This is a genomic window from Marinobacterium sp. NO-S09 (assembly GCF_059179545.1).
In genome coordinates this window covers 954,127-979,971 of sequence record NZ_CP168954.1, presented here as the reverse complement: position 1 = coordinate 979,971, position 25,845 = coordinate 954,127, and the positions used below count along the sequence as shown (strand labels likewise).

Here is a 25,845-nt window from a genome sequence, read left to right as displayed (position 1 = left end):
CTACTTGTGGTAGGGATGGCCCTGGAGAATGCTCCAGGCACGGTAGAGCTGTTCGGCCAGCACCACCCGCACCAGCGGATGAGGCAGTGTCAGCGCCGACAGGGACCACTTCTGGTCGGCCAGCGCCAGGCAGCGCGGGTCCAGACCATCAGGGCCACCCACCAGCAGACTGATATTGCGCCCATCCATGCGCCAGTTCTCAGCCTGTTCAGCCAGCTGCTCAGTGGACCAGGGTCGCCCTTTCACATCCAGCGCGACCACCCTGTCCCCCTTGCCAATAGCCGCCAGCATGGCATCACCCTCGCTGCGGATGGCGCGGGCCAGGTCGGCGTTCTTGCCTCGGTGTCCGGGGGCCAGCTCGATCAATTCCAGTTGAAAATCGGCGGGCAGACGGCGGGCATATTCTTCATACCCGGCCGTCACCCAATCCGGCATGCGGTTACCCACCGCCAGCAAACGGATACGCATGGGGTGCCGTTACTCCGCCGCCGCTTCGTCGTCGGCGTCAAATTTCCACAGGCGCTCCAGGTCATAGAAGCTGCGGGCATCCGGCATCATCACATGCACAACCATGTCGCCCAGGTCGACCAGAATCCAGTCACCTACGCCCTGACCTTCGGTACCTACCGGCAGCAGGCCGGCCGCTTTTACCTTTTCCAGCACTTCCTGCGCTACCGACATGACGTGCCGTTTGGACGTACCGCTGGCAATCACCATGTAATCCGTGACACTGGATTTGCCACGCACGTCCAGTTCCGTGATGTCACGTGCTTTCATATCTTCCAGTGCAGAGTGCACCACTTCACGCAGCTGTTCGATCTCCATTACGAGAAAGTACCTTTTTTAGTGATAACCATAGAGTGTGTTGTCTTGAATATAGTGCCATACCGGCTCCGGCATCAGATAACGCGGTGATTGCCCCTGGGCGATCAACTGCCTAATCTGGGTTGCCGAAATCCCCAAGGGGGTCAACTCCTGAATAAACACCCTGCCTGATGGCACCTTGAGCAGCTCGTCCACCGCCGGCGCCTGATGTCGCCCGGTGAAGTCCAGCAGCTCCGCATTGGCATCGCCACCGTCATAGCCTGGACGTGCCAGCACCAGGATATGGGCATAGTCCAGAAAGGACTGCCACTGATGCCAGCTGGGCAGGGTTTGATAGGCATCCATGCCCATCGTCATGATAATCGGACAGTCAGCTCCACGCTCCGCGCGCAACGCCTTCAGCGTCAGCAGGGAATAGGAGGGATCATCCGATTCAATTTCACGGGCATCCGCCGCCAGTGCCGGTTCGTCCTGCACAGCCAGCTGGACCATTTCCAGCCGCTGTTGCGGCGTGCAGCCCGGCTCATCCCGATGCACCGGTGCGCCTGAGGGAATCAGGCAGACCTGATCGACCCCAAGCCACTGTTTGAGTTCCAGCGCGGTACGCAGATGTCCGTTATGGACGGGGTCAAAGGTCCCGCCCATGAATACCAGAGGCTGCATTAAACGCGAACCTGTCCATCACCCAGCACGACATATTTCTGCGAGGTGAGACCCTCCAGACCCACAGGGCCGCGGGCATGGATCTTGTCGGTGGAGATACCGATCTCGGCACCCAAACCGTATTCGAAACCGTCGGCAAAACGGGTAGATGCATTGACCATCACCGAGCTGGAATCCACCTCACGCAGGAACGCCCGCGCCTTGGTGTAGTTCTCGGTAATAATGGCATCGGTGTGGTGCGAGCCATACCGGTTGATGTGCGCAATCGCCTCATCCATGCCGTCTACCAGCTTGACCGCCAGTACCGGCGCCAGATATTCCGTCGCCCAGTCCTCTTCAGTAGCCGCATTGATGTTGGGCAGAATTTCCAGTGTGCGCGTACAGCCACGCAGCTCGACACCCAGCTGAGCGAAATGATCCGCCAGTTCCGGCAGGGTTTCAGCAGCCACCGCCGAATCCACCAGCAGGGTTTCCATGGTGTTGCAGGTACCGTAGCGGTGTGTCTTGGCGTTGATGGCGATATTCAGCGCCTTGGTCTTGTCTGCCTCTGCATCGATATACACATGGCAGATGCCATCCAGATGTTTGATCACCGGGACACGGGCATCATTGGCGATACGTTCGATCAGCCCCTTGCCTCCGCGCGGTACGATAACGTCCACATAGTCCGGCATGGTGATCAACTGGCCCACGGCTTCGCGGTCAGTCGTGGCCACAACCTGGACCGCCGTCTGCGGCAGACCTGCGGCCTCAAGCCCCTGGCGGATGCAGGCAGCAATAGCCTGGTTGGAATGAATCGCCTCGGAGCCGCCACGCAGAATGGTGGCATTGCCGGACTTCAGACACAGGCTGGCCGCTTCACAGGTCACATTGGGACGCGACTCGTAAATGATGCCGATAACGCCCAGAGGCACACGCATCTTGCCCAGCTGGATTCCAGATGGTCGGTAGTTCATATCAGTGATGCCGCCAACCGGGTCCGGCAGCGCCGCAACCTGACGCAGGCCTTCTATCATGCCGTCAATACGCGCTGGGGTCAGTTCCAGGCGGTCGAGCATGGCTGCATCCAGGCCCTTTTCACGGCCGTTCTGCATATCTTTCTGGTTGGCATCAACCAGCGCCTCACGACTGGCATCAATGGCATCCGCCATGGCCAGCAGGGCACGGTTCTTGTCTCCGGTGTCAGCACGCGCGATTTCGCGGGACGCGGCGCGGGCCTGTTCACCCAGTTCGGTCATATATTCAGCTACATTCATCTTATATATCCGCGGCGATCACTTTAACGGCACAGTATAACCCGAGCAGGGGGCAAAGGTCTTTGCCTGAGGGCGCGGATCCACATGAATTTGCCGCCCTCTCTTCGGCGCCGGACACTGTGCCCTGCATCCGAATATTGCTATCATCGGGGCGACTATTCCGTCATCAGCCAGCCTCGGACCCAAACAGGATGGAGCCTAAGGACATCCCTCAGCAAAGTACCTCGACCCTGTCTCTGCGCGCCCTGCTCTCGGCAGCCCTGATTCTGCTGCTCAGCCTGGCGTTGAGCGGCACCTTTGAATACCTGCGCAGTCGAGACCATGCCGCCCAGCAGGCTTCGGAGCTGAGTCTGATGTTTGGCCGCAGCAGTGCCATTCTGATTCAGCCTCTGGTGCTGGCCGATGATCGTATCAGCCTGAACTACCTGTTCAATGAGCTGGCAGGTCAGCCGATGATCAATGGCCTGCGCCTGACCGCACCGGACCAGACCCTGATTGCCCTGGCTGGCCAGCCCCAGGGCCGCGGCCACACACTGGAACTGGCGCAGGGCGATGAGGTGATTGGCCAGCTCACTCTGTGGAGCAACGCCCAGCCCTTTACCGCCTCTCTTCACCAGCAGCTCTATGAAATAGCGCTTTTGTTGGCCGGCAGTCTGGGCATCACGGCCATTTTGATCGGTTTCAGCCTGAAACAGCGCACCCGACTGGATGCACCCGAAGCCCCCAGCTTTGGTGAGGTCGCACGTCAGGTTGTGAATCGCGACAGCATTCCCGAATTCGATTTCAACCAGCCACCGGAACAGGCCAGCAGCCCCGCGCCTGACAAGTCGCCATCAGGAAAAACCGAGACAAAAGCAGAGGATAAACCGGCACCGGCTAAGACAGCGCCGGCGCCCAAGCCTGCGTCCGATGATATTCCGGCACTGGATATTCCGCCGCGAACCACTGCACCGGAACCGCCCACCGTGCCTGAATCCCGGGTCGCCGAAGCACCTGAAAAGCCCCTGGCCGAAGCACCTCGAACAGCCGAAACACCGACTCGCCCTGCTGAAGCGGATTTTAAAACAGAGCCCAGCCTGTCCAGCACCTCAGATTCAGCGGTTCACTTCGAGCCTGAAGAGGAGGCGAAAGCCGAACCCGCACCTGAGCCGACACCTGAACCCGCGCCCTCTCCAGCAGCGACCAGCGGACGCCGCGAGCCGTCATTCGACACCGATGATCTGGTGTCCCTGCTGAAACCGGAACAGGCTGCAGAACGCATGCCCCGCTTCACCCCCAAACCGGTGGGCCACGTCGAAGATGATGACAGCGATGAAGCCATGGTGCCGGATATGGAACTGACCGAACTGGACAGTTCACCCAGGGAAACGCTGGACGAGCCTCAGGATGATTCGGACAATCCTCTGCTCCTCAGCGATGAAGAGCAGCTGGGACTCTATACTTTTGAGCAGGAACTGGAGATGCTGCTGACGCCCGAAGAGGCCGGTTACCTGTTCCTGATCGATACCCGCAGTGCCCATTCAGAGAACTTGGACGGCCCTGAACGGGAAGCCCTGCTGAAGAACTACCGCACGCTGGCCAACTCCGTGGCCCGTATCTACAGCGGTCGTTTGGAAGCACTCAAGGACGGTAACCTGCGTATCCTGTTTACCCAGTCAGACGACAAGGACAGTCACGGTGTTAACGCCATCTGTTGCGCCATGCTGTTCACCTACCTCTACCAGCATTACAACCAGCAGCAGATCCGTGCTTTCCAGCCGGTGATGAACCTGCACATGTCACTGGTACGCGGTGCACTGGACAAGGTCGAGCGCATGCAGGAGGAAGCCCACTTCCTCAGCCGCACGACGCAGAGCAATGCCCTGATCAGCCATACGGCCCTGACCGAAGCCCCCCTGCTGAAGGAATCCCTGTTAAGTCAGGCCGATATACGCCGTGAGGATGAAGACAAGGTATTGTTGCTGGCGGTCAATGAGTCCTACCAGAACCTGCTGGAGAAGCAGGCACGCCACTTGCTGACCAAGTTGGCAGAAAGGGGCAAGGCCGGCAACTGATCAGGTTACCGGCCTTGGGGGTCAGTCGCTGACGACTTCCAGGCTATCGACTCGCTGATAGCCCCTTGGCAGCTTGCTGCCACGGCGTCCGCGCTCACCACGGTAGCGCTCCAGCTCGCTGCCCTTGAGCTTCAGGTGCTGACGCCCGGCATTCACCACCAGCGTATCCTCCGGCCCCATCAGAGTGATGTGGCTCATCAGCTCCTCACCGGTAGCGGCACGAGCACTGGGGATATTGATAACCTTGTTGCCCTTGCCGCGCGCCAGCTCCGGCAATTCACTGACCGGGAACACCAGCAAACGGCCCTCACTGCTCACGGCCGCCAGCAGCGCTTCCGAATCCGGCACCAATACGGGCGGCAGCACCTTGGCGCCTTTCGGCAGCGTCAGTGCCGCCTTGCCGTTTTTGGTCTTGCTGGTGAGCTGATCAATGCGGGTGACAAAACCGTAACCGGCATCAGAGGCCAGCAACAGTGCATCCGCGTCGCGGCCGCACACCAGGCCATCCACAACCGCGCCCTTGGGCAGGCTGATATGGCCCGTCACAGGCTCGCCCTGTCCCCGTGCCGAGGGCAACTTGTGGGTTTCCAGCGTGTAGCTGCGTCCGGTAGAGTCGAGCAATATACAGGGCTGGTTCATGCGCCCGGGACTGGCCAGCTTGAAGCCGTCGCCGGATTTGTAACTCAAGCCTTCGGCATCGATATCATGGCCCTTGGCCGCACGCACCCAGCCCTGCTTGGACAGGACAACGGTGACAGGATCAGCACTGAGCAGATCCTTTTCGCTGAACGCCTGTGCCTCGGCACGTTCGGCCAGCGGCGAGCGACGCTCATCCCCGAACTCCTCGGCCGTGGATTCAATCTCTTCACGCACCAGGTTGCGCATCAGCTCATCGGAGCCCAGCGTCTCTTCCAGATACTTGCGCTCATCGTTGAGTTCATCCTGCTCACCGCGGATCTTGAACTCTTCCAGTTTGGCCAGATGACGCAGCTTCAGGTCGAGAATGGCATCCGCCTGAACATCGGTTAGCTCGAAGCGGCGCATCAACTCGTCTTTGGGCTTGTCCTCTTCACGAATGATCGCGATCACCTCATCTATATTGAGATAAGCCACCATCAGGCCTTCGAGGATATGCAGGCGATCCAACACCTTCTGCAGACGGTATTCAAGGCGACGGCGCACGATGCTGGTACGCCAGGTCAGCCACTCCACCAGAATCTGGCGCAAGTCTTTCACCTGAGGACGACCGTCAATGCCGATCATGTTCAGGTTAACGCGGTAGCTGCGTTCCAGATCCGTGGTAGCAAACAGGTGCGCCATCAGGGCATCCAAATCCTTGCCACGCTTGGGCACAATGACCAGACGGGTGGGGTTTTCATGATCGGATTCATCACGCAGATCGACCACCATCGGCAGCTTTTTCTGCTGCATCTGGCTGGCAATCTGTTCCAGCACCTTAGCACCGGACACCTGCGCCGGCAGCGCGGTAATAACGATTTCGCCCTCTTCCTTGCCCCAGATGGCCCGCATGCGGAAGCTTCCACGCCCCTTGCTGTAGATCTCGCGCAGGTCTTTGGCCGGGGTAATGATTTCGGCTTCGGTCGGCATGTCCGGCCCCGGAATCAGGTCACAGACATCCTCCAGCGTAGCCATCGGGTGGTCCAGCAAATGACAGCAGGCCTTGGCCACTTCGCGCAGGTTGTGTGGCGGAATGTCCGTTGCCATGCCCACGGCAATGCCGGTGCCGCCATTCAGGAGTACGTTGGGCAAACGTGCCGGCAGCACTTCGGGCTCATTGATGGTGCCATCAAAGTTGGGCACCCAGTTGACCGTGCCCTGTCCCAGTTCCTTCAGCAGCACTTCGGCATAGGGCGCCAGGCGTGACTCGGTATAACGCATGGCGGCAAAGGACTTGGGATCATCGGCCGACCCCCAGTTCCCCTGACCATCGATCAGCGGATAACGATAGCTGAACGACTGGGCCATCAGCACCATCGCCTCATAACAGGCGGAGTCACCATGGGGGTGGAATTTACCCAGCACATCGCCGACCGTACGCGCCGATTTTTTGTACTTGGCCGTTGCCTTGAGTCCCAGCTCAGACATGGCATAAACAATTCGACGCTGCACCGGCTTCATGCCATCCCCAAGGTGGGGCAAGGCACGGTCCAGAATGACGTACATCGAATAATCGAGATAGGCTTTTTCGGTAAAGTCTCTCAGCGACAGCTTTTCCGTCTCGCCGTCAAAGGTGGTTTCTACACTCATCAACTGATCCCTGCACAGATGTGCCCGCAGACTGGCGTGGCAAACAATTGTGATTAGTGCGGCAGTATGCCAGCTCAGTGAAAGGAGCGCATCTTGCACTCCGCCTCCTCTCTGGGGACTTGCATTTATCGCTAATGCGGATTATTCTCATTTGCATAAAGTGATCACCAATCAGGACCGGAAATCATGTTCGACAAATCAGCTCAAGCCAACAGCACCGCCCCATCCAACACCTGGGTTCGCAGTGATGAACTGGTACAACACCCGTCCGGGCTGATCATCATGCACAATGATGAGCTCTACCGCTTGCGCGTAACCCGCAAGGGCAAACTGATCCTGACCAAGTAACCCACCCAAACGATTGCGACTAGCCAGCATGTCCTGCCATGCCAGCCAAAGCACCACCCCGGCGCAGCCCAATTGCCGCGCAAGGAGAGCGACTGGTATGAATACTCTGTTTGATTACACCTCCCCCTTTGCCGAACTCCAGCACGCCTACACCAGTTTGGTCGATAGCGGACGCCGCCTGCGCCGGCGCGAACTGGCGGCCGAGTTGAACCTGACAGAAGCGGAGCTGACCGATGCCCAACTGGGGTGTAAACGCTTGCGCCTCAAAGACAACTTCCCACAGCTGGTTGAACAGTTACATCGCCTGGGCCCTATTCTCACGCTGACACGAAACGAGGCTGCCGTGCATGAGCGCAAGGGGCACTACCCTCACGCCCATATCCAACGCCCCGTGGGTCTGGTGATCGGCAATGATCGCAAGATCGATTTGCGCCTGCTGTTCAATCACTGGCACCAGGGTTTTGCTGTCGCCGAAGCGCTGGCGAGCGGCATGCGGTATAGCCTGCAGTTCTTCGACAAGTACGGCGTTGCGGTACAAAAGATATTTCTCCTGCCCGACACCCACTTTGAGGGCTATTTCCAGTTACTGGAGCAATTCCGTGCAGAAGATCAGACAACGCCGCTGGCCTTTGAGCCTCAGCAGCCTGCTGTTGCCGAGTTGGCTGATAGCCGGGTGGATGTTCGCGCACTGACCCGCCGCTGGTCGAGCCTCAGTAATGAACATCAGTTCTTTGGTCTGCTCAAGGAGCACGGTGTCTCACGCCAGCAGGCGTTTCGTCTGGTGGGCGCCCCCTGGGCCGAGCCTGTTGCCCTTGGCCGCATCAAGCCGTTGCTGGAGCAGGCTGCACGCGACGCGCTGCCGCTGATGTGCTTTGTCGGCAGCCGCGGCAATATCCAGATCCACTCAGGCCCTATCCACAGGGTCAAAATGGTCGGAAACTGGCTCAATGTGCTGGACCCCGAGTTCAACCTGCACCTGGATATGGAGCGCATCGCATCTGCCTGGCTGGTCCGCAAACCCTCTCGTGATGGCACCCTGACCTCGCTTGAACTCTATACCGACAACGGCAACAGCGCCGCCCAATTCCTTGGTGTACGTCAGCCGGGTAAACCCGAGTCCACTGCCTGGCGTCAATTGGCTGAATCCACCCTCAAACCGGAGCGAGCCTGCGCATGAAACTTCACTGGCCGTTAATCGTCTTTGCTGCCCTGCTGGCACTTATGCTGACTGACCATAGTCCCTCGCCGGCGGAGCGGCTGGCCAATGCCGACAACAGCACACTGGCAACGCTCAGCCAGGACCCTGCGAACCTGCCCCCGCCCCGAGGGGGCTTCCCATCCCGGATGGGTATGCTAGATTCAACCCAGGGGCTGTTGAAAACTGTCTGCACAGATAAACAGCCGTACGGGTGCGCTGTGCATAACTCAGCCTGATCAAGAGGCACATGGTGCGCCTCCGCCTCATGCCAAGGAGAGATCCATGTCTACCGATAATAACCGTTTGCTGCTGGAACTGGAGAAACATCGGCGTGATATCAATCGCGAGGTGATCAACCCACTGTTGCCCGAACTGGCACTGGCTGACCTCAAGCCGGTCCTTGCCATGGTCGCCCACGCCCGCGCCGACTACATCAAAACGCTGCTGTCGATTGCCGATGGCAGTGAGGGTGAAGCACCGGCCCCCGAGTCCATCAAGGAGCTGAAGCACCGCCGTGAAACCTTCCAGGAACTGGTCGATGCCGTTAACGCACTGGAAAGTGTCATCTCTCGCGACTATCTGGACGTTAAAAGCGGGCGGAGCCATTCGTGATCCGCTATCTGTGCTGCCTGATGGTTCTGTTACTGGGCCTGCAGGTGCAGGCCGAACCGCTGGAAGGCAAGCTCTGGAGCCTCAAGGAAGCACGCTTCCTGCCCGTTGCAACCCTGTTTGATCGGCTGCCTGCCGGTGGCTGGTTGCTGCTGGGTGAACAGCACGACCACCCGCAACATCATGCAATTCAGACACAATGGCTGCAGCAGCTGGCCAAGCGCAAGCAGTTGGGTGCCGTTGCACTGGAAATGGCCGATCAGACGCAGCAGGATGCCCTGGATGACGCCCTGGGCCGCGGCCAACAGGTATCACCGGACGAGCTTCAATGGCAGCAAGGGTGGGACTGGGATCTGTATGAATCCGTGGTGCGCACAGCGCTTGATCTTTCGCCCGCCGTGGTAGCCGCCGATCTGCCCCGCGATGCCCAGCGACGGGCCTATCGTGAGGGGGCTCCCGAGGGTGAACTGGAGACCGAGCACAGCGACTTCATGCGAGATCTCCTTTACGAAAGCCATTGTGGACAGATGCCCACGTCGGGGCTGGATGGCATGCGCCAGGTGCAACTGGCCCGCGACCAGGCCATGGCCGAACAGCTAAGGCGCTACTCGACACCGGAGCGCACCGGCGTGATGCTGACCGGTGGCATCCATGCCCGCAATGACCTGGGCATTCCACGCTGGCTGGATCGACCTCTGGTCAGTGTATTAATGGTGTCCATAGAAACGGACAAACCCAGTCCGCAAGACTATATTCCCGAGGGATTGAGCGGCTACACACCGGTGGACTATCTGTTGTTCACCCGCGCCACTCCCCAGCAGGATTACTGTGCCGGGCTGGCATCCCGACACTCAGCCTCCTCAGGGGCTGAGTGACAGCTTACCCTCACGCTCAACATTGACCGGCCAACTCATCCCACCGCTGTCGAGCTTCACTTCTACCCGGTAGTCCAACGCCTTCAGGCCCGGCGTACCCGCCAGCTCCTGCAGCAGACGCACGCTGCCGAACAATGCTGGCGTTGCTCCCACTTCCAGGGTGGTTTCTTCATAACCGGGAATGGCGGGCAGATTGTTGCTCACACCACTGAGCACGCGCTGGTTTTGCAGGTACAGATGATAACGAACCCCTTCCAGGGCCAGCGTCTGGCGGTTCGGGTTCAACACGCGCAGGCTGATCAGAAAACGCGGCACGGCGCCCTGGCTTTGCGGATCCAGTCGCACACCGATCACATCCACTGTGGGGGCTTCCTGTGTCGGCTGAATACCGGCACAGCCCGTCACCAGCAGCACCATTAACGCCATCACCATTGCACGCAGTTGTATTTGCACGTCCTACCTCCGAACTTGATATGCTTGCCATTGAAGGCGCGCTTGAATGAAGCTTAGCTGAACCCCGGCCATTGAGAGGGGTCTCACTGGCATCAATGTATTTTCAGCCCTGCACAGCTGGACCACCTCAAGGAGAACCCCATGCAATCTTTGGCCCTCGGCCCCTTCGCACTGTCAATGGATCACCTGCTGCTGTTGATCGCCCTGGTGATCGCCCTGTTTGCCGGCTGGGTCAGCAGTCGCAAAGGTGGCAAGAACCCGGAAAGTGCACTGTTTCTGATTGTACTGCTTGCAGCCCTGGGTGCACGTCTCGGCTTCGTAATGCGCTACAGTGAGGAGTATCTGGCCGACCCGGTGCAAATCATCGACATTCGTGACGGCGGCTTCTGGTGGATCAGCGGATTGGCGGCCGGTATTGCCACCACGCTGTTCTGTTTCTGGCGCCAGCCGGCGCTGCGGCGACCGCTCGGTATTGCCCTGCTCTGTGGCGGCATCACCTGGGGTACTACGGCGGTGCCGCTGTCTCATATCCAGCAGAACCAGCAGAGCCTGCCGGATATGGTGCTGATGTCGCAACAGGGGCAGGAGGTAAACCTGCAGGACTATGCCGGCAAGCCGGTGGTACTCAATGTCTGGGCGACCTGGTGTCCGCCCTGTGTGCGTGAAATGCCGGTGCTGCAGGATGCTCAGCAATCACATCCCGAGGTTCACTTCCTGTTCGCCAACCTGGGGGAAGATGCGGTCACCATCGATGCCTTTCTGATGGAGCTGGGCGTGGAGCTGGATAACGTCCTGCTTGACCAGCGCAATGCCATCGGCCAGCACTACGGTTCACGCGCACTGCCCACAACACTGTTCATTGATACCCAGGGCCAGCTGCAGGATTCACATTTGGGTGAACTCTCGGCAGCCAGCCTGAAGGACAAACTGGGTCGATTGTTACCGGATCAGCTGCCCCAGTAACGGACACGCCCGGTATCGATGTGGATAAAGTTGGAGCCGGTATACAGCCCCACGCCGCCGACCTTGGCCTCACAGGCAACCTTATGCAGGTGTGACAGTGAGGTGCCGGGCAAGCGGATATCCAGTGCCTTGCCCTGCATGTGCAGGCTTTTCTTGGCGACACCGCTGCTGGATGAGCGCAGCTGGGCATTGGTTTTGGGGGAACGGTAGCCTGAAATGATCTGGAAGGGGTTAGTGTTGCCGGTCTGCTGCTGCAGATGATGCAGCAGATCCAGCAGGCGCGGGTCGATGGGGTGCACTTCACCGGTGCGGAAATCACGCAGCAGATGATTGATATCTGCCAGGCTGCGCTGCAAGTAGCTGCCCTCTGACCAGTAAGTCGTATCCAGGCGTTCGCCGGTGTGCAAGTGGTCAAACTTCAGATGCCGCCCCTGCAGCGGACGAATATTGGCCCGCGCCACCGGCACCTGCATCACCGCAGCCGTTGCTGCGACTGTTCCGAGGATGCGGCGCCGCTGACGGCATTCAGGTTGAGCATCGGGATCTACTTGGAATCGGCGCGGGGTCAACAGCATCAGTCACCTCGGTTACAGCTGGAAGAATCAAAATTGTGCGAATTTTAACCAATACGCAACCAGCTGACTACTTTTTAATCACATTCCGTGCCAATTTCACCAATTCCGCCGCCGGTGCCTGAGGTATAGGACCCAGCACTTGCTGCAGCGCCTGATCACGGCCATACACATCCGGGTGATAATACGCCTTGCCTGTTTCATCTACCCAGGTCGTCAGGTAGACCAGGTACACAGGGATGGCTGCCGGCAATGACAGGTAACGCCGATCCGGTTGGCCCAACCCCTCGGCAACAGCCTCTTCACCCGCGAGCCTCTGTGCCAGCTCATCAATACGGTACACCCGGACACAGCCGGAACTGAATGCGCGCCGGGACTCATCGAACAGGTGCTGCTGCGGCGTATCGTGCAGAAAAATACTGTACGGATTGGGCATATCCATCCGCATGCGCCCCAGACTGTTGCCCGGCCCCGGGCGCTGTCGCAACAGGTAGTCGAAGTTACGCCTTGATAGACCGCTCCAGTCCACCTCTGATGAGGCCACCTCATGCCATTGACCGGTTTCACTGCGCTGAAGAACATCTATCTGTTTTCCAGTCAGGTACGTCTCATCAACCTGCTGTTTCGGCAGCAGGTCTTCCACCGCGATGCGAAAGGGCACCGTCCAATAGGGATTGAAGGTCAGGCGTCGGATGCTGGCCGCAAAAGATGGTGTCGGCCGCCGCGGCTGTCCGGTGATGACAGAGTGGCGCTGTACCGGCTGCCCCTGTTCGACCAGATCCAGGTTATACGCACCGGTCCTGACCAGCACATACTGGTTGCCCAGCTGCCGCGGCAGTGCCCGCCAACGAAACAGGTTGGCCCGGACCTGCTGCAGCCGGTCCGTTACCGAGCGCTGCATCGCAGCGCCTGTTTCCGGCCCCAGAATGCCATCGGGTTTGAGCCCGTTGCGCTGCTGGAACTCTCGCACGGCGGCGACCAGTTCCTCGTCATATGCCTCCGGACTATCCACCGCCGAAACCGGTGCCAGCCAGTGCTGCCAAATCAACCAGCGACGCAGCTGAGGCACGACCGGATGCCGCTGTCCCGGCCGAATCAACTGATCCGGCAGTGGCAACTCTGGCACATAGGCACTCTGTTGGCGTAACAGATCTCGATACAGGGTTTGCAGCCGCGCATACTCAGGTGCAAGGGGCAGCAAGGAACGGAGCAGCTGATCCACCGTTTCCCCCTGAGCCAGTCGCTGCGCCAACTGAGCCACATCCAGTTTGGCATGGTCAAAGTGCCATTGGGTATCACTGCTGCCAACCTGTGCGGGACCATTCAAGTCACGCGCCAGCTTGAGAAACTGCTGTGTCAGCCAGTATTCCCGCTCCGGGCCAATTCGGGCCAAATGGCCTGCTGACAGCTCATTTAACCCATACGTCTGGGGATCCAGCCCCTGCTCGTAGGACAGCATGACCCAGGCTTCAAGTTGCTGCTGTCGCTGCAGAAAAGGCTCGCCCTGCTCATCAAACCAGATGCGCTTCCCGCCCAGCGCCTGATAGAACGTCTGGAGGTCAGACTGGTCGACCGACTGCTCTGACAAGTGCGCGCTGCCAGGGGGCACGTTCCCCCCCTCTGTGCGTGCAACAGCCGGAGCCAATAGCCACAAGCACAGCAGCAGAGCGACCCTCATTTTTTGCCATCCAGCCATCATCGTTTCTACCCTTTGGCGCAACATCTTCACTATAGCCTGTTCTCGGATAATGCTATGCTCACCGCTAGTAACGGCGGGGTTTTCAAGGTCGTCGTCAATCTCCAACACAACCCGAAGCAAGGGAGTTTCTAATGAATAAATGGATAGGCGCGGGTGTGCTTGTAGCTGCCGCAGGGGCAGGACTGGCATGGCAGCAGGGATGGTTCGGCGCAGCCCCGGCGGGCAGCACGCAACTGACCGATTTTGTACCGGCTGACACCGTGCTGTACCTGGGCGGCCAAGCTGAGGCCAAACAGGTTGAACAACTTCGCCAGATGCCCTTGATGGCACAGTCACAGTTTCAGATGCAGCAGCTGCTCAGAGAGATGGACAACTGGGGTCGCGAAGAAACACCCCAGGCCCGCTTCGCCACAGAGCTGCTGCGTGACTTCCTGAGCAATGCCACCAACTATGGCATGTTCATGGATCATTTCGGGCTGGACCTGACCAAACCCCAGGCGATCTACATGGATGGCCTGATCCCGGTTGTGCGCTTTGGTGTCAAAAACGAAGAGACCTTCTGGCAAGTGTTCGAGCGCGCTTCCGAGAGCAGTGGCCTGCAGCCGCGTGAAGTCACGCTGGATGGCAGCACGGTCAAACTCTGGCGCCTCACCAAGGAAGACGACAAAGCACTGGAACTGGCCGTGAATGTGCGCGATGGCGTCGCGACCCTTTCTGCCTTCCACTTCCTCGACCAGGAAGCCGACCAGCTGCAGCGTCTGGCCATGACCGCACCGGAACAGTCACTGGCCGACAGCGGTGAGCTGGACAAGATGCAGAAAACCTACGGTTTCGACAACAGCATGCTGGCGTTGATCCATTTTGAACGCCTGGCACAGGGTATGCTCGACCCCAACAGCAACGATTTGGGACGGGACCTCAAGGCATTGATGGACGCCCAGGGCGAAACCCTGCCTACTGCCAACCTGGACGCTGCCTGCCGCAGCGACCTGACGTCACTGGTGGCCAATGTGCCGCGTCTGGTAGCCGGTAATACCCGTGTCGCCTCCGGCGATACCCTGGCGATCGACAGCCTGTCCGTACTGGAGCTGACCAACAAGGAGGTACTGACCTCACTGCAGGGTCTGCGTGGCCACCTGCCCGGTCACACCGCGGGCAGCGACTCGATCTTCAACATGGGCTTTGGCATCAATGTAGATAACCTGATTCCGACGGCCACCAGCCTGATGCAGCGCTTCCAGGGTTACCAGACCGATTGCGCCCAGTTGCAACAGGCTCAACAGCAACTGAGCAGCGCCAACCCGGCCATGATGGGCATGTTCACCGGTATGGTACAGGGCACCAAAGGTGCAGGCTTCTCACTGTATGACCTGGATATCGATCCAAATACACTGCAGCCGAACAACCTGGACTTCCTGTTCAGTGTGGCCACCGATAACCCCAACTCCCTGCTGGGCCTGCTGGCCATGTCGCCCATGGGCCGCCAGATCCAGATCCCGACCGACGGCAGCCTCACCGATGTGGACCTGTCCTTTGTCGCACCGGGCCTGAGCCTTAAAGCGGGCATGCAGGGACAGCACCTGGTCGCCTTCACCGGTGAACAGGCCAGCCGTGCCGCCGAAAGCCTGAAGGATGAAAGCCTGGATGCCAATGGACTGACCCGCTTTGGCGCGGACTACGGCCGTCTGGCAGATCTGGTCGACCGCATCCCGTCACAGTTCGCAGGCGAGCTGGAAACCGGCACCGCCAGCGGCTGTGTGGCCCAGGCACAGGTTGCCAACATGCTGCGTATGCAGGGTGCCAATCTGAACTACACACTGGACTTTGCCGAGCAGGGCCTGAGCACCAACATGGCGTTCAGCATTGACCCTCAGGCACTGGCCAGCGTGAATCCGGTCGGCAACTACCAGATCCTGGATCAGAGCTACGACTGCCAGGGCGGCGAGCCCATGGGCACTGAAGAGATCCGTGAAGACGGTACCGGTGAATACCGCTACAACGACGGTCAATGTGACCTCTATCGTAGCCAGTACACCTGGAGCCAGAACGGCAACCTGCTCAGCATGACCGCTCAGGAAAGCGTCAGCCGTGACAGCTGCGACCAGGAGTGGAACAACGACGAGCTGATCAGCAGCCAGTGCGTACTGGTGCCGATGGATGAAGGCTTCCGCTGCCTGTACAGCGATGATGAGAGCGAAAGCCTGTTCCACTACGTACCGCGTTCCTGATCACGAACGTTTCAGGGTGAAAACCAAAACGCCGGGCATTGCCCGGCGTTTTTCGTTTAGGAGAAGGGTGCGGAATCAGATCACTTCCGCCAGGTTACCCTTCTCTTCCAGCCAGCGCTTGCGATCACCGGAACGCTTCTTGGCCAGCAACATATCCATGATTTCCAGCGTATCGTCACCGGCATCCAGCGTCAGCTGAACCAGGCGGCGTGTATCCGGCGACATGGTGGTCTCACGCAGCTGCAGAGGATTCATCTCACCCAACCCCTTGAAGCGCTGCACACCCACCTTGGCATTCTTGCGCTCGGCCCGAATGCGCTCGACGATACCGTCTTTCTCGGCATCATCCAGGGCGTAATAGACCTCCTTGCCGAAGTCGATGCGATACAGCGGCGGCATGGCAACAAAGATATGCCCGGCTGCGACCAGCGGCTTGAAGTGGCGCACAAACAGCGCACACAGCAGGGTAGCGATATGCAGGCCGTCGGAGTCGGCATCGGCCAGAATGCAGATACGGTTGTACCTGAGCCCATCCAGCTTGTCCGAGCCGGGATCGACCCCGATAGCCACAGAGATATCATGAATTTCCTGCGACGCCAGTACCTCACCGGGGTCTACCTCCCAGGAGTTCAGGATCTTGCCGCGCAACGGCATGATTGCCTGAAATTCACGGTTACGTGCCTGTTTGGCAGAGCCGCCAGCGGAGTCACCTTCCACCAGGAAGAGTTCAGACTGACTGGCATCGGCACCGGAACAGTCGGCCAGTTTGCCGGGCAGCGCCGGCCCCTGAGTCACCTTCTTGCGTACGACCTTACGACCGGCACGCATGCGACGCTGGGCACTGGCAATCACCAGTTCAGCCAGCTTCTCACCCTCTTCCACATGACGGTTAAGCCAGAGCGAGAAGGCATCCTTCACGGCACCTGAGATAAAGGCGGCAATCTGGCGTGAGGACAGGCGCTCCTTAGTCTGGCCGGCAAACTGGGGGTCACGCATCTTGGCCGACAGGATGTAGCAGCAGCGGTCCCAGATATCATCCGGGCTCAGCTTGACGCCACGGGGCAGCAGGTTGCGGAACTCGCAGAACTCACGCATCGCTTCCAGCAGACCGGTACGCATGCCATTCACATGGGTACCGCCCTGTGCGGTAGGAATCAGGTTCACATAGCTTTCGGCAGTCACCTCACCACCATCGGCCAGCCACTGTACCGCCCACTCCACGGCATCTTCCTCACCCTGCAGACTGCCGGTGAAGGGTTCCGCCGGCAGAGTTTCATATACCTGGGTGGTGCCGCGCAGGTAGGCTTCGAGGCCATCTTCGTAGTACCACTCTTCCTGCTCTTTCTTGCCGCTGCTCAGGTCGGTAAAGATCACCTTCAAGCCCGGGCACAGCACGGCCTTGGCGCGCAGGTTGTGCTTCAGGCGAGTGGTATTGAACTTGGGCGTATCAAAGTACTTGGGGTCCGGCAGGAAGCGCAGGCTGGTGCCGGTATTGCGCTGGCCACAGGTGCCGGTAACCTCGAGCTCGGAGACCTTGTCACCGTCGGCAAAGCCGATACGGTACACCTTGCCACCACGCTTGATCTCCACGTTCAGCAGCTTGGACAGGGCGTTCACTACGGACACACCCACACCATGCAGACCGCCGGAGTAGTTATAGTTGTCGTTGTTGAACTTGCCGCCGGCATGCAGCTTGGTCAGGATCAGCTCGACCCCGCTGACACCCTCTTCAGGGTGAATATCCACCGGCATGCCACGGCCATTGTCGGCCACGCTCAGTGAACCGTCATCGTGCAGCGTCACTTCGATCTGGCTGGCATGACCTGCCAACGCCTCGTCGACCGAGTTATCGATCACTTCCTGAGCCAGGTGGTTGGGGCGATCCGTCTCGGTGTACATGCCCGGACGGCGGCGCACCGGATCCAGGCCACTGAGAACTTCTATCGCTTCGGCATTGTATTGCTTCGACATTGAATCTTCCTGTTCAGAGAGAGGCGACCGGCAAGGGCGTGGGTTCGGGCAGTTCCACTCTGCCCTCGGCAAAGGCCTGCACGGCCGGAATCAGCGCCTCGAACTGTTCAAATCCATGGCTGCCACCGGGCTGCACAAACTGATGACTGCCGGCAAACTTATCCACCGACTCACGGTAATCGATGGTGTCATCGGCAGTTTGCACCAGCAGCAGATAGCGGGACGGATCCTGCAGCTGTGGACAGTATATAGCCTTGAGCTGCTCCAAATGGGTCTCGGTAAGCTCGTAATTATCATCGGTGTAGAGGTTGGTATTGGTCCCCAACCACTCTTCCAGCAGCTCGTAAGGACGCACCGCCGGATTCACCAGCACCGCCCTCACACCGGGATTATGTTCCACCAGCCAGGTGTTGTAATACCCGCCCAGTGAACTGCCCACCAGTGTTACCGGACCATCCGCCTGATCGATTTCGGCCTGCAGCTGGGCCATGGCTTCCAGCGGCCAGTGCGACAGCGCCGGGACACGCAGTCGATCACCGCAGCCCTGCTTATCCATCACGGCCTGCATCAACCGAGCCTTGGCTGACTGAGGCGAGCTGTTAAAGCCATGTGCATAAATAATCAGGGGCTCAGCCATGCGTCATGCTCTCTTCGATTGTGGATAAACGAACAAGATGGGCATCAATGCGCCCATCATCCTGTAATTCATACCAGCGACAGCCGGGTGTGGACAACGGCGGCTGTGTTTCTACCTCAAGCCTGTCACTCCCGGCAGCAAACTGCACGACCGTGGACGGCGCCGACCAGAGCGGGCGACCCGCGCACTCCAATGCGTGCGCCTGATGCAGGTGACCACAGATCAAACCACGCACCTGGGGTGCGGCCGCCACCAGGGCTTCCAGCGCGTCGGGATTACCCAGCCGGGTTGCATCCTGCCAGGGCGTGCCTGTTGCTGTGGGGTTGTGGTGCAGTGCCAGCAGGACAAAACGGTCCTGCAGTTGTTGCAGCCTTGCCTGCAGCCAGTTCAGTTCTTCAGTCGCCAGATCACCGCTGCCACGCCCGTCCGGGTTGGACGTGCTGTTCAGCAGCAGGATAGTCCAGCCCCCCAGGTCGAGACGCTTCCCGCCCGGCATGCGACCAGCGTCTACCGCCGCCATGGCAGCAGTGTCGTCATGGTTGCCCGGTAGCCAGTGCAAACGGGAATGCAGCGGTGCAACCTGCTCCAGCAAACGTTGATAGGCATCCGGCCCGGCATGGTGCACCAGATCACCGGTCAGCAGAGTCAGGTCAAAACGGGGCATATGGCCCAGCTGCTGAACCAGTTGAGTCAGCGTCTGGTCAGCATCCCGGCCGTGATAAAGAGTGCCCGGCTGCGCCGGCAGGTGACAGTCGCTCAGTTGCAGAACGCGCTGACTCACTCGGCAAACACCTCTTCCAGCAGCTGGCCGTGGGCCAGGCAGTGGCTGAGCCATTCACCCAGGAACGCATTGAGCTGGGCCTTCTCATCGGGATAACGCATCTGCTGGTTGGGGTAGCTGTATACGCCAGACAACTGGCGGCGCTGGCGGGTGCAGATCACTTCCGCCACACGGGCATCATGGTAGAGCCGTACCACCAGTCGCGGAGACTCAAGCCAGACGGAAGCATTTTCATACTGCTGAGATACCACCACGCTGGTGGTGTAGGTAAAGCGCTCATCAATTTCCAGGCGCACACGCACGCGCTGGCCATCCAGCTCAACCAGAAATTCGCGCTGGTCACAGCTGTCCAGATCCGGCAGCAGTTTCAGCAGGCGCAGATAATTGGCTTCCCCCTGCGCCATCTGGCGCTTGAGGTCGGGTACATACTTACGTTTCATCGGACATCCGCATCTGTTGCAGCCGTCCATGGTTGAGTTCCAGCCACTGCAGGCCAATGATGGCTGCGGCGTTCATCAGCTTGTTATTACGCACCAGGGCAAAGGCATCGGTCGCACTGATCACATGCACGCGAATATCTTCGCCTTCGCTCTCCAGTCCATGCACGCCGCCTGCCCCTCGGGAATCCACCAACGCACAGACGAGTTCGATCCATTCATCACAGCCGCCCGGGCTGGGCAGATAGCCGGTGATGGGAAACACCTGCCCAAGGGCAACACCGGCTTCTTCAACGCTTTCGCGACGGGCCACATCGTCCGGGGTTTCACCCGGCTCGACAATGCCGGCGACCAGTTCCAGCAACCAGGGACTGCCTGCCTTGCCCAGAGCACCGGCACGGAACTGCTCCACCAGTATCACCGCATCGGCAACCGGGTCGTACATGAGTACGCAGACAGCATCGCCACGGTCCAGTATTTCACGCTGAATACGCACCCGGCCGCCTTCAAAGCGGGGATGGCTCAAGGTCAGTCGGTGCAAGCGGAAAAAGCCCTGATACAGCGGCTCATCCTGCTCCAGTCGGACATCGCGCTCGTCGAATATCGGCGCCCAGTTCTCAGACATTGGTGCTCTCGCGTCGCATTATGAAAACGCGACTATACCACTAGCGAAGCGCCGCTAAAAACCGAACCAGCTGCGAGGCGGAAGCATTGAGTATAGGCCGCGCTGGATACTTTGCTGCCAGCGGCCCGGCAGCGGGCGACGGATCTGTGCTCGACTGAGCCGGGCTCTGGGCTGCTGCTCGGGCCGCCCCAGCAGATAGCCTTGCCCCAACTCGATACCCAGGGTCTGCAAGGTGCGCATTTCGGCGACTTCTTCAATGCCCTCGGCCAGTACATGACAGCCCAGATTACGGCCAATACGGCTGATGGAGTGGACAAACTCCCGCTTCACCGGGTCCTGGTGCAAGCCGCGCACGAAATGCTGATCGATTTTGACGTATTCCGGTTGCAGCTCTGACCAGAGTTTCAGCCCTGAGTAGCCGGCACCCAGGTCATCAATGGCGATGCTGAAGCCCATATTGCGGTAGTGCTCAACAGCTGCTCGGGTGAGACCATGCTGATCAAACGGATGCTGCTCGGAGAGCTCGATGACGATCATCTCGATGGGAATGCCCAGCTGGCGCAGCAGATCGGCGGTAAAGCCATATTGATGGTCAGGTGAGCTGAGCAGGGAGGCGGTCACATTGAGAAACAGCTTGTGACCGGGCTCGAAATCGGCAAAGGCCTGCAGCGAGCACTTGCGGCTCAGCAGCTCCAGCTCCTGCTGGCGGCCCTGCTCGATGGCACAGCGAAACAGTTCCGACGGCATCTGCAGCGGACTGCCCTCAGGTCCACGTATCAGCGCTTCATGACCGATCAGCTCGCCCCTGCGCAGATCCATAATGGGCTGGAAGTGAGGGCGCAGCAGCTCACGCGACAGGATGCGTTCCAGCTCCTGTCGCTCAAGGTCCTGCCGTCGAGGAAACTGTTGTGTATAGGCTAACTGCATGCCCGCTTCCACCCTGTTGAATCGAGGGCAGAAGCCTATTGAAGTTTAATGACAGGGAAATGACATCAGGCCGCAGCCAGCGCTCGCAGATGCTGGATTTCATCCGCCCAGATCTCAGGCTCGATGGTTTCCAGAACCAGAGGGATGCCTTCAAAACGGCTGTCCTGCATGATGAACTCGAAGGGTGCCCAACCAATTTCACCCTGCCCCAGGCTGTGGTGACGATCGATACGGCTTTCCAGCGCGCCCTTGGAATCATTCAGGTGCATGCCCCTGAGATATTCAAAGCCGACAATGCGTTCAAACTCGGCAAAGGTATGGGCACAGGCCTCCGGCGTACGCAGGTCATAACCCGCCGCGAAGGTATGGCAAGTATCCAGACAGACGCCCACGCGGGACTTGTCTTCCACCTGATCGATGATCGCGGCCAGCTGCTCGAAACGGAAACCCAGATTGGAGCCCTGACCGGCGGTGTTCTCAATCACCGCGACCACGTTTTCCGTCTGCGCCAGCGCCAGATTGATCGACTCGGCAATAGTGCTAAGACAGGTGGTTTCATCCACCTTCTTCAGATGACTACCGGGGTGGAAGTTCAGCAGTTTCAGCCCCAGCTGTTCACAACGCTGCATCTCGTCCAGAAAGGCCGCACGGGATTTCGCCAGCGGCTCTTCTTCCGGGTGCCCCAGGTTAATCAGATAGCTGTCATGGGGCAGAATCTGGTCCGCACTGAAGCCCAGACGTTCACAGTTGGCCTTGAACGCCTTGATGCTCTTGCTGGTCAGCGGCTTGGCTTCCCAGCGGCGCTGATTCTTGGTGAACAGGGCAAAAGCATTGGCCCCGATTCTGGCAGCGTTCAGCGGCGCATTTTCAACACCACCGGCAGCACTGACATGGGCACCGATATAGTACATTTCGACGTTCCTTACAGCTTGCAGGCGCCACCCAGGCAATCATCAAAATCCATCGACGCCAGCTCTTCCTTCTCGGCATGATGCGCTTTCAGACGGGTCAGCAGATCGGATTCAACTGCATCCTGAGTGTCGCCGGCACGATCAAATACGTTCAGTAGTGCAGTCAGTTCATCCAGAGTCAGTTCATGCATGGAAATACTCCTCGGCCAGGGTCGGGCCGGTTAAATGGGCGATCAAAACAGGGCGCGTATCCTAGCCCAAGCCGCGGTCGAACAACACCCCGAAATCAGCCTTGGATATTAGTCCACACCGATCCAGTCCACCATCAGCTGCAAGGTGCGCTGGCCACGGAACTCGTTCACATCCAGCCGATAGACCAGGCGTACCCGCTGTACGGACTCATCCGGCCAGACCAGGGTATCCACATTGAAGGCGATCGCATCCAGCGCCAGGGTACCGCCTTCGGGCATAACCACCATTTTCAGGTGGCGCTGGCCGACGATACGCTGCTGCAGCAGGTGAAAGCGGCCTTCAAACAGCGGCTCGGGGAACTGATGCCCCCAGGGGCCTGCGTTGCGCAGCTCTTCCGCCAGTGTCATGCTGAATTCGGCTTCCGCCAGTTCACCATCGGTAAGAATGCGCTGGGTCAGGTCGGCAGCATCGAGTTGCCGCCGCACTTCGACATCAAAAGCCTCTCGGAAGGCCGGCAGGTCATCGGCTGCTATGGTCATGCCAGCCGCCATGGCATGGCCGCCGAATTTCTTCAGCAGGCCCGGGTGTTTGGCAGCCACGGCATCCAGGCCGTCACGGATATGAAAACCGTTGATGGAGCGGGCCGATCCCTTGATCTCGCCATCATCGCCGGGCGCAAAAGCGATCACCGGACGGTGCACACGCTCCTTGATACGGGAGGCAAGAATACCGATCACGCCCTGATGCCAGTACTCGTCATACAGGCAAAGGCCGAACGGCAGTTCCTGATCATTGAGGCTGAGCTGGCCCAGCAGTTCCAGTGCCTGGTGCTGCATCTCCTGCTCAATCCCACGACGTTCCTTGTTGAGATCGTCCAGCGAGCGCGCCATTTCCAGTGCGCGGTCATAGTCCTCTTCCAACAGACATTCAATGCCGATGGACATGTCTTCCAGGCGCCCGGCCGCATTCAGCCGTGGCGCGATGGCGAAGCCCAGATCACTGGCGACCAGACGGCTGCGGTTACGGCCGGAGACTTCAATCAGCGCCAGCAGGCCCGGTCGTGCCTGACCGGCACGGATGCGCTGCAGCCCCTGCCATACCAGCGCCCGGTTATTGCGCTCCAGTGGCACCACATCAGCAACCGTACCCAGCGCCACCAGGTCCAGCAGGCTGGCCAGATTGGGCGCCTTGCCGTTAAACCAGCCACGCTCATCCAGCGCACGACGCAGGGCGATCAGGACATAGAAGATCACGCCTACGCCACAGGTGGACTTGGCAATGAAGTCGCAACCGGGCTGGTTCGGGTTGACGATGGCACAGGCATCGGGCAATTCGGCGCCCGCCAGATGGTGGTCGGTGACAATGACATCGATACCCAGTGACTGGGCACGGGCCACACCTTCGATACTGGAGATGCCGTTATCTACCGTAATCACCAGATCCGGCTTGTTCTGTGCCGCCACATCGACTATTTCCGGGCTGAGCCCATAACCATATTCAAAGCGGTTGGGCACCAGATAGTCCACTTCGGCGGCACCCAGCATGCGCAGGCCCAGCAGACCCACCGAGGTACTGGTCGCGCCGTCACAATCGAAATCACCGACAATCAGGATCTTTTCCTGCTGTTCAAAGGCTTTGAGCAGACGCTCGACCGCTGCCGGCACCCCTTTCATCTGGCTATCAGGCAGAAGTTCCTGAAGGCGACGCCCCAACAGGGCCGGGTCATCAATGCCACGGGCGGCGTAGACTCGCGCCAGTACCGGGTCCAGTCCGGCCAAACCGGGATGGCTGGGGTCGACCTGAAACGGCCGCTGTTCAATGATCGGGTCAGACACACTCATGCACACAGATCCGCCAGAAGGGGCAAGGAAAGGAGAGCCGGGCCACGCAGGCCCGGTATACCTGCCCGGCAGAGCGCCGGAACAGGCCAGAGATCAGGCGTTGTGCCGATCAGTCGCGGTGCACGTGGCCCGCGATGAAGCCCTGGACCTTGGACAGGTCGTTAGCCAGCACTTCATAGCGCTCTTCACGCTCGAACAGATCCGCCATGTGCGTCGGCAGCTGCGGTGATTCCAGACCGGCCTTGACCACCGGTTCCGGGAATTTGACCGGATGCGCCGTCGCCAGGGTGATCATCGGCACGGACTTGTCACGCCAGCATTCACGCGCCGCCTTGACACCGATCGCCGTGTGCGGATCCAGCAGGTAACCGGTTTCCGCGTGTACCTCTTTGATCACGTCACAGGTGCTATCGTCGTTCACAGCATAGCTGTCGAACAGTTCACGTACCTTGTCCCACTGCGCCGGATCAAGCTGCACGGATTCGGTCTTGAAACGTGCCATCAGGTCGTTGATGGCCGCGCCGTCACGGTCGTAAACATCAAACAGCAGACGTTCAAAGTTGGAGCTGACCATGATATCCATGGACGGAGACAGGGTATGCACCAGGTCACCCTTGGACATGTCATTACCGCTGATGACGCGGTGCAGAATGTCGTTACGGTTGGTTGCCACCACCAGCTGCTGGATCGGCAGACCCATCTGCTTGGCCAGGTAACCGGCGAAGATATCACCGAAGTTACCGGTCGGAACCGAGAAGGATACCGGACGGTGCGGACCACCCACAGCCAGAGAGGCGGAGAAGTAGTAAACGATCTGGGCCATGATGCGCGCCCAGTTGATGGAGTTCACTGCGCCCAGCTTCATGCCCTTGAGGAAGTCCTGGTTGGCGAAGCTGTCCTTCACCATCTCCTGACAGTCGTCGAAGTTGCCTTCCAGCGCGATATTGAAGACATTGTCTTCCAGGATGCTGGTCATCTGGCGACGCTGTACTTCAGATACACGCTGGTAGGGGTGCAGTATAAAGATATCCAGGTGATCGGAGTGGCGGCAGCCTTCGATGGCTGCAGAACCGGTATCACCGGAGGTCGCGCCCATGATCACCAGACGCTCGCCACGCTCGGCCAGCACATGATCCATCAGACGGCCCAGCAGCTGCAGTGCAAAGTCCTTGAACGCCAGTGTCGGACCATGGAACAGCTCCAGCACCCATTCGTTGGTGCCCAGCTCTTTCAGCGGTGCCACAGCGCTGTGGTTAAACGCGGCGTAGGTCTCGTCAACCATGCGCTTGAGATCGGCGTCGCTGATACAGTCATCCACGAACGGCTTGATTACCTTGTACGCCAGCTCGGCATAGGACAGACCCGCCCAGGAGGCGATTTCGTCCTGGCTGAACTTGGGCAGTTCTTCCGGTACGTAGAGGCCACCGTCGCTGGCCAGACCGGCCAGCAGAACATCAGCAAACTTCAGTTTCGGTGCCTGACCGCGAGTAGAGATATAGTTCATGTTCTTCT

At 59.3% G+C, this 25,845-nt stretch carries 25 protein-coding genes; 7 read left to right on the top strand and 18 right to left on the bottom strand.

Annotated elements, in window-relative coordinates:
* The 4 genes from rlmH to O3C79_RS04650 are packed head-to-tail and all read right to left on the bottom strand — an operon-like array spanning position 1 to position 2,744.
* Positions 1 to 468 (bottom strand): 23S rRNA (pseudouridine(1915)-N(3))-methyltransferase RlmH, encoded by a 468-nt coding sequence (gene rlmH, locus O3C79_RS04665; RefSeq protein WP_076464345.1) that lies wholly within the window; start codon positions 466 to 468, stop codon positions 1 to 3.
* Between the two features lie 9 nt (positions 469 to 477).
* On the bottom strand, positions 478 to 825 hold the full coding sequence (gene rsfS, locus O3C79_RS04660) for a ribosome silencing factor (RefSeq protein WP_494384995.1): 348 nt from the start codon (positions 823 to 825) through the stop codon (positions 478 to 480).
* Between the two features lie 18 nt (positions 826 to 843).
* The gene (gene nadD, locus O3C79_RS04655) at positions 844 to 1,488 is read right to left on the bottom strand and encodes a nicotinate-nucleotide adenylyltransferase (protein ID WP_494384994.1); all 645 of its coding nucleotides are present in this window, start codon (positions 1,486 to 1,488) and stop codon (positions 844 to 846) included.
* Positions 1,488 to 2,744 (bottom strand): glutamate-5-semialdehyde dehydrogenase, encoded by a 1,257-nt coding sequence (locus tag O3C79_RS04650; protein WP_494384993.1) that lies wholly within the window; start codon positions 2,742 to 2,744, stop codon positions 1,488 to 1,490. Before O3C79_RS04650 ends, nadD begins: the two co-directional genes overlap by 1 nt.
* 191 nt (positions 2,745 to 2,935) lie before the next feature.
* On the opposite strand from O3C79_RS04650, the gene O3C79_RS04645 reads away from it, so the two are divergent.
* Positions 2,936 to 4,798: a hypothetical protein gene (locus tag O3C79_RS04645; RefSeq protein ID WP_494384992.1), complete on the top strand. Its 1,863-nt coding sequence runs from the start codon at positions 2,936 to 2,938 to the stop codon at positions 4,796 to 4,798.
* Between the two features lie 21 nt (positions 4,799 to 4,819).
* Here the strand turns inward: O3C79_RS04645 and parC are convergent, their stop codons facing one another.
* Positions 4,820 to 7,066 carry a DNA topoisomerase IV subunit A gene (gene parC / locus O3C79_RS04640; protein ID WP_494384991.1) on the bottom strand — a complete coding sequence of 749 codons (2,247 nt, stop codon included), beginning with the start codon at positions 7,064 to 7,066 and terminating at the stop codon, positions 4,820 to 4,822.
* Positions 7,067 to 7,252: 186 nt separating this feature from the next.
* On the opposite strand from parC, the gene O3C79_RS04635 reads away from it, so the two are divergent.
* The 4 genes from O3C79_RS04635 to O3C79_RS04620 all read left to right on the top strand — a co-directional run bounded on the left by O3C79_RS04635 (position 7,253) and on the right by O3C79_RS04620 (position 10,096).
* Entirely contained in the window at positions 7,253 to 7,414 is a 162-nt protein-coding gene (locus tag O3C79_RS04635; RefSeq protein WP_010323614.1) for a hemin uptake protein HemP, read from the top strand.
* A 97-nt stretch (positions 7,415 to 7,511) separates the two neighbouring features.
* Entirely contained in the window at positions 7,512 to 8,591 is a 1,080-nt protein-coding gene (locus O3C79_RS04630) for a hemin-degrading factor (RefSeq protein ID WP_494384990.1), read from the top strand.
* 303 nt (positions 8,592 to 8,894) lie between these two features.
* Positions 8,895 to 9,224, top strand: coding sequence for a hypothetical protein (locus O3C79_RS04625; protein WP_494384989.1), 330 nt, complete (start codon positions 8,895 to 8,897; stop codon positions 9,222 to 9,224).
* Positions 9,221 to 10,096 (top strand): ChaN family lipoprotein, encoded by an 876-nt coding sequence (locus O3C79_RS04620; protein ID WP_494384988.1) that lies wholly within the window; start codon positions 9,221 to 9,223, stop codon positions 10,094 to 10,096. Before O3C79_RS04625 ends, O3C79_RS04620 begins: the two co-directional genes overlap by 4 nt.
* Here the strand turns inward: O3C79_RS04620 and O3C79_RS04615 are convergent.
* Positions 10,082 to 10,549, bottom strand: a complete 468-nt coding sequence (locus O3C79_RS04615; protein ID WP_139044308.1) for an LEA/WHy family protein — start codon at positions 10,547 to 10,549, stop codon at positions 10,082 to 10,084. The two genes, O3C79_RS04620 and O3C79_RS04615, sit on opposite strands and share 15 nt — an antisense overlap.
* Before the next feature lie 141 nt (positions 10,550 to 10,690).
* Here O3C79_RS04615 and O3C79_RS04610 point away from each other — a divergent pair, with 141 nt between their 5' ends.
* The gene (locus tag O3C79_RS04610; protein ID WP_494384987.1) at positions 10,691 to 11,512 is read left to right on the top strand and encodes a TlpA family protein disulfide reductase; all 822 of its coding nucleotides are present in this window, start codon (positions 10,691 to 10,693) and stop codon (positions 11,510 to 11,512) included.
* Here the strand turns inward: O3C79_RS04610 and mepK are convergent.
* Both mepK and O3C79_RS04600 read right to left on the bottom strand, forming a co-directional pair.
* Positions 11,497 to 12,087 (bottom strand): peptidoglycan L,D-endopeptidase MepK, encoded by a 591-nt coding sequence (gene mepK / locus O3C79_RS04605; protein ID WP_494384986.1) that lies wholly within the window; start codon positions 12,085 to 12,087, stop codon positions 11,497 to 11,499. The two genes, O3C79_RS04610 and mepK, sit on opposite strands and share 16 nt — an antisense overlap.
* 67 nt (positions 12,088 to 12,154) lie before the next feature.
* Entirely contained in the window at positions 12,155 to 13,693 is a 1,539-nt protein-coding gene (locus O3C79_RS04600) for a L,D-transpeptidase family protein (RefSeq protein ID WP_494384985.1), read from the bottom strand.
* Between the two features lie 221 nt (positions 13,694 to 13,914).
* Here O3C79_RS04600 and O3C79_RS04595 point away from each other — a divergent pair, with 221 nt between their 5' ends.
* A complete protein-coding gene (locus tag O3C79_RS04595) occupies positions 13,915 to 16,011 on the top strand; it encodes a lipocalin-like domain-containing protein (RefSeq protein WP_494384984.1) in 2,097 nt (698 codons plus the stop codon).
* A gap of 75 nt (positions 16,012 to 16,086) precedes the next feature.
* Here the strand turns inward: O3C79_RS04595 and parE are convergent, their stop codons facing one another.
* The 10 genes from parE to thrC all read right to left on the bottom strand — a co-directional run bounded on the left by parE (position 16,087) and on the right by thrC (position 25,837).
* Positions 16,087 to 17,982, bottom strand: a complete 1,896-nt coding sequence (parE, locus tag O3C79_RS04590; protein WP_494384983.1) for a DNA topoisomerase IV subunit B — start codon at positions 17,980 to 17,982, stop codon at positions 16,087 to 16,089.
* A 13-nt stretch (positions 17,983 to 17,995) separates the two neighbouring features.
* The gene (locus O3C79_RS04585; RefSeq protein WP_494384982.1) at positions 17,996 to 18,619 is read right to left on the bottom strand and encodes a YqiA/YcfP family alpha/beta fold hydrolase; all 624 of its coding nucleotides are present in this window, start codon (positions 18,617 to 18,619) and stop codon (positions 17,996 to 17,998) included.
* Positions 18,612 to 19,400, bottom strand: a complete 789-nt coding sequence (locus O3C79_RS04580; RefSeq protein ID WP_494384981.1) for a metallophosphoesterase — start codon at positions 19,398 to 19,400, stop codon at positions 18,612 to 18,614. Before O3C79_RS04580 ends, O3C79_RS04585 begins: the two co-directional genes overlap by 8 nt.
* The gene (locus O3C79_RS04575) at positions 19,397 to 19,840 is read right to left on the bottom strand and encodes a DUF1249 domain-containing protein (RefSeq protein WP_010323627.1); all 444 of its coding nucleotides are present in this window, start codon (positions 19,838 to 19,840) and stop codon (positions 19,397 to 19,399) included. Before O3C79_RS04575 ends, O3C79_RS04580 begins: the two co-directional genes overlap by 4 nt.
* On the bottom strand, positions 19,830 to 20,462 hold the full coding sequence (locus O3C79_RS04570; protein WP_494384980.1) for an NUDIX domain-containing protein: 633 nt from the start codon (positions 20,460 to 20,462) through the stop codon (positions 19,830 to 19,832). Before O3C79_RS04570 ends, O3C79_RS04575 begins: the two co-directional genes overlap by 11 nt.
* A 54-nt stretch (positions 20,463 to 20,516) precedes the next feature.
* Positions 20,517 to 21,389: an EAL domain-containing protein gene (locus O3C79_RS04565; protein WP_494384979.1), complete on the bottom strand. Its 873-nt coding sequence runs from the start codon at positions 21,387 to 21,389 to the stop codon at positions 20,517 to 20,519.
* A gap of 65 nt (positions 21,390 to 21,454) precedes the next feature.
* Positions 21,455 to 22,300: a deoxyribonuclease IV gene (gene nfo, locus O3C79_RS04560; protein ID WP_494384978.1), complete on the bottom strand. Its 846-nt coding sequence runs from the start codon at positions 22,298 to 22,300 to the stop codon at positions 21,455 to 21,457.
* A gap of 11 nt (positions 22,301 to 22,311) precedes the next feature.
* Positions 22,312 to 22,491, bottom strand: a complete 180-nt coding sequence (locus tag O3C79_RS04555) for a hypothetical protein (RefSeq protein WP_029511146.1) — start codon at positions 22,489 to 22,491, stop codon at positions 22,312 to 22,314.
* Positions 22,492 to 22,599: 108 nt separating this feature from the next.
* Positions 22,600 to 24,333, bottom strand: a complete 1,734-nt coding sequence (recJ, locus tag O3C79_RS04550) for a single-stranded-DNA-specific exonuclease RecJ (protein ID WP_494384977.1) — start codon at positions 24,331 to 24,333, stop codon at positions 22,600 to 22,602.
* Between the two features lie 109 nt (positions 24,334 to 24,442).
* The gene (thrC, locus tag O3C79_RS04545; protein ID WP_494384976.1) at positions 24,443 to 25,837 is read right to left on the bottom strand and encodes a threonine synthase; all 1,395 of its coding nucleotides are present in this window, start codon (positions 25,835 to 25,837) and stop codon (positions 24,443 to 24,445) included.
* Positions 25,838 to 25,845 lie beyond the last annotated feature (8 nt).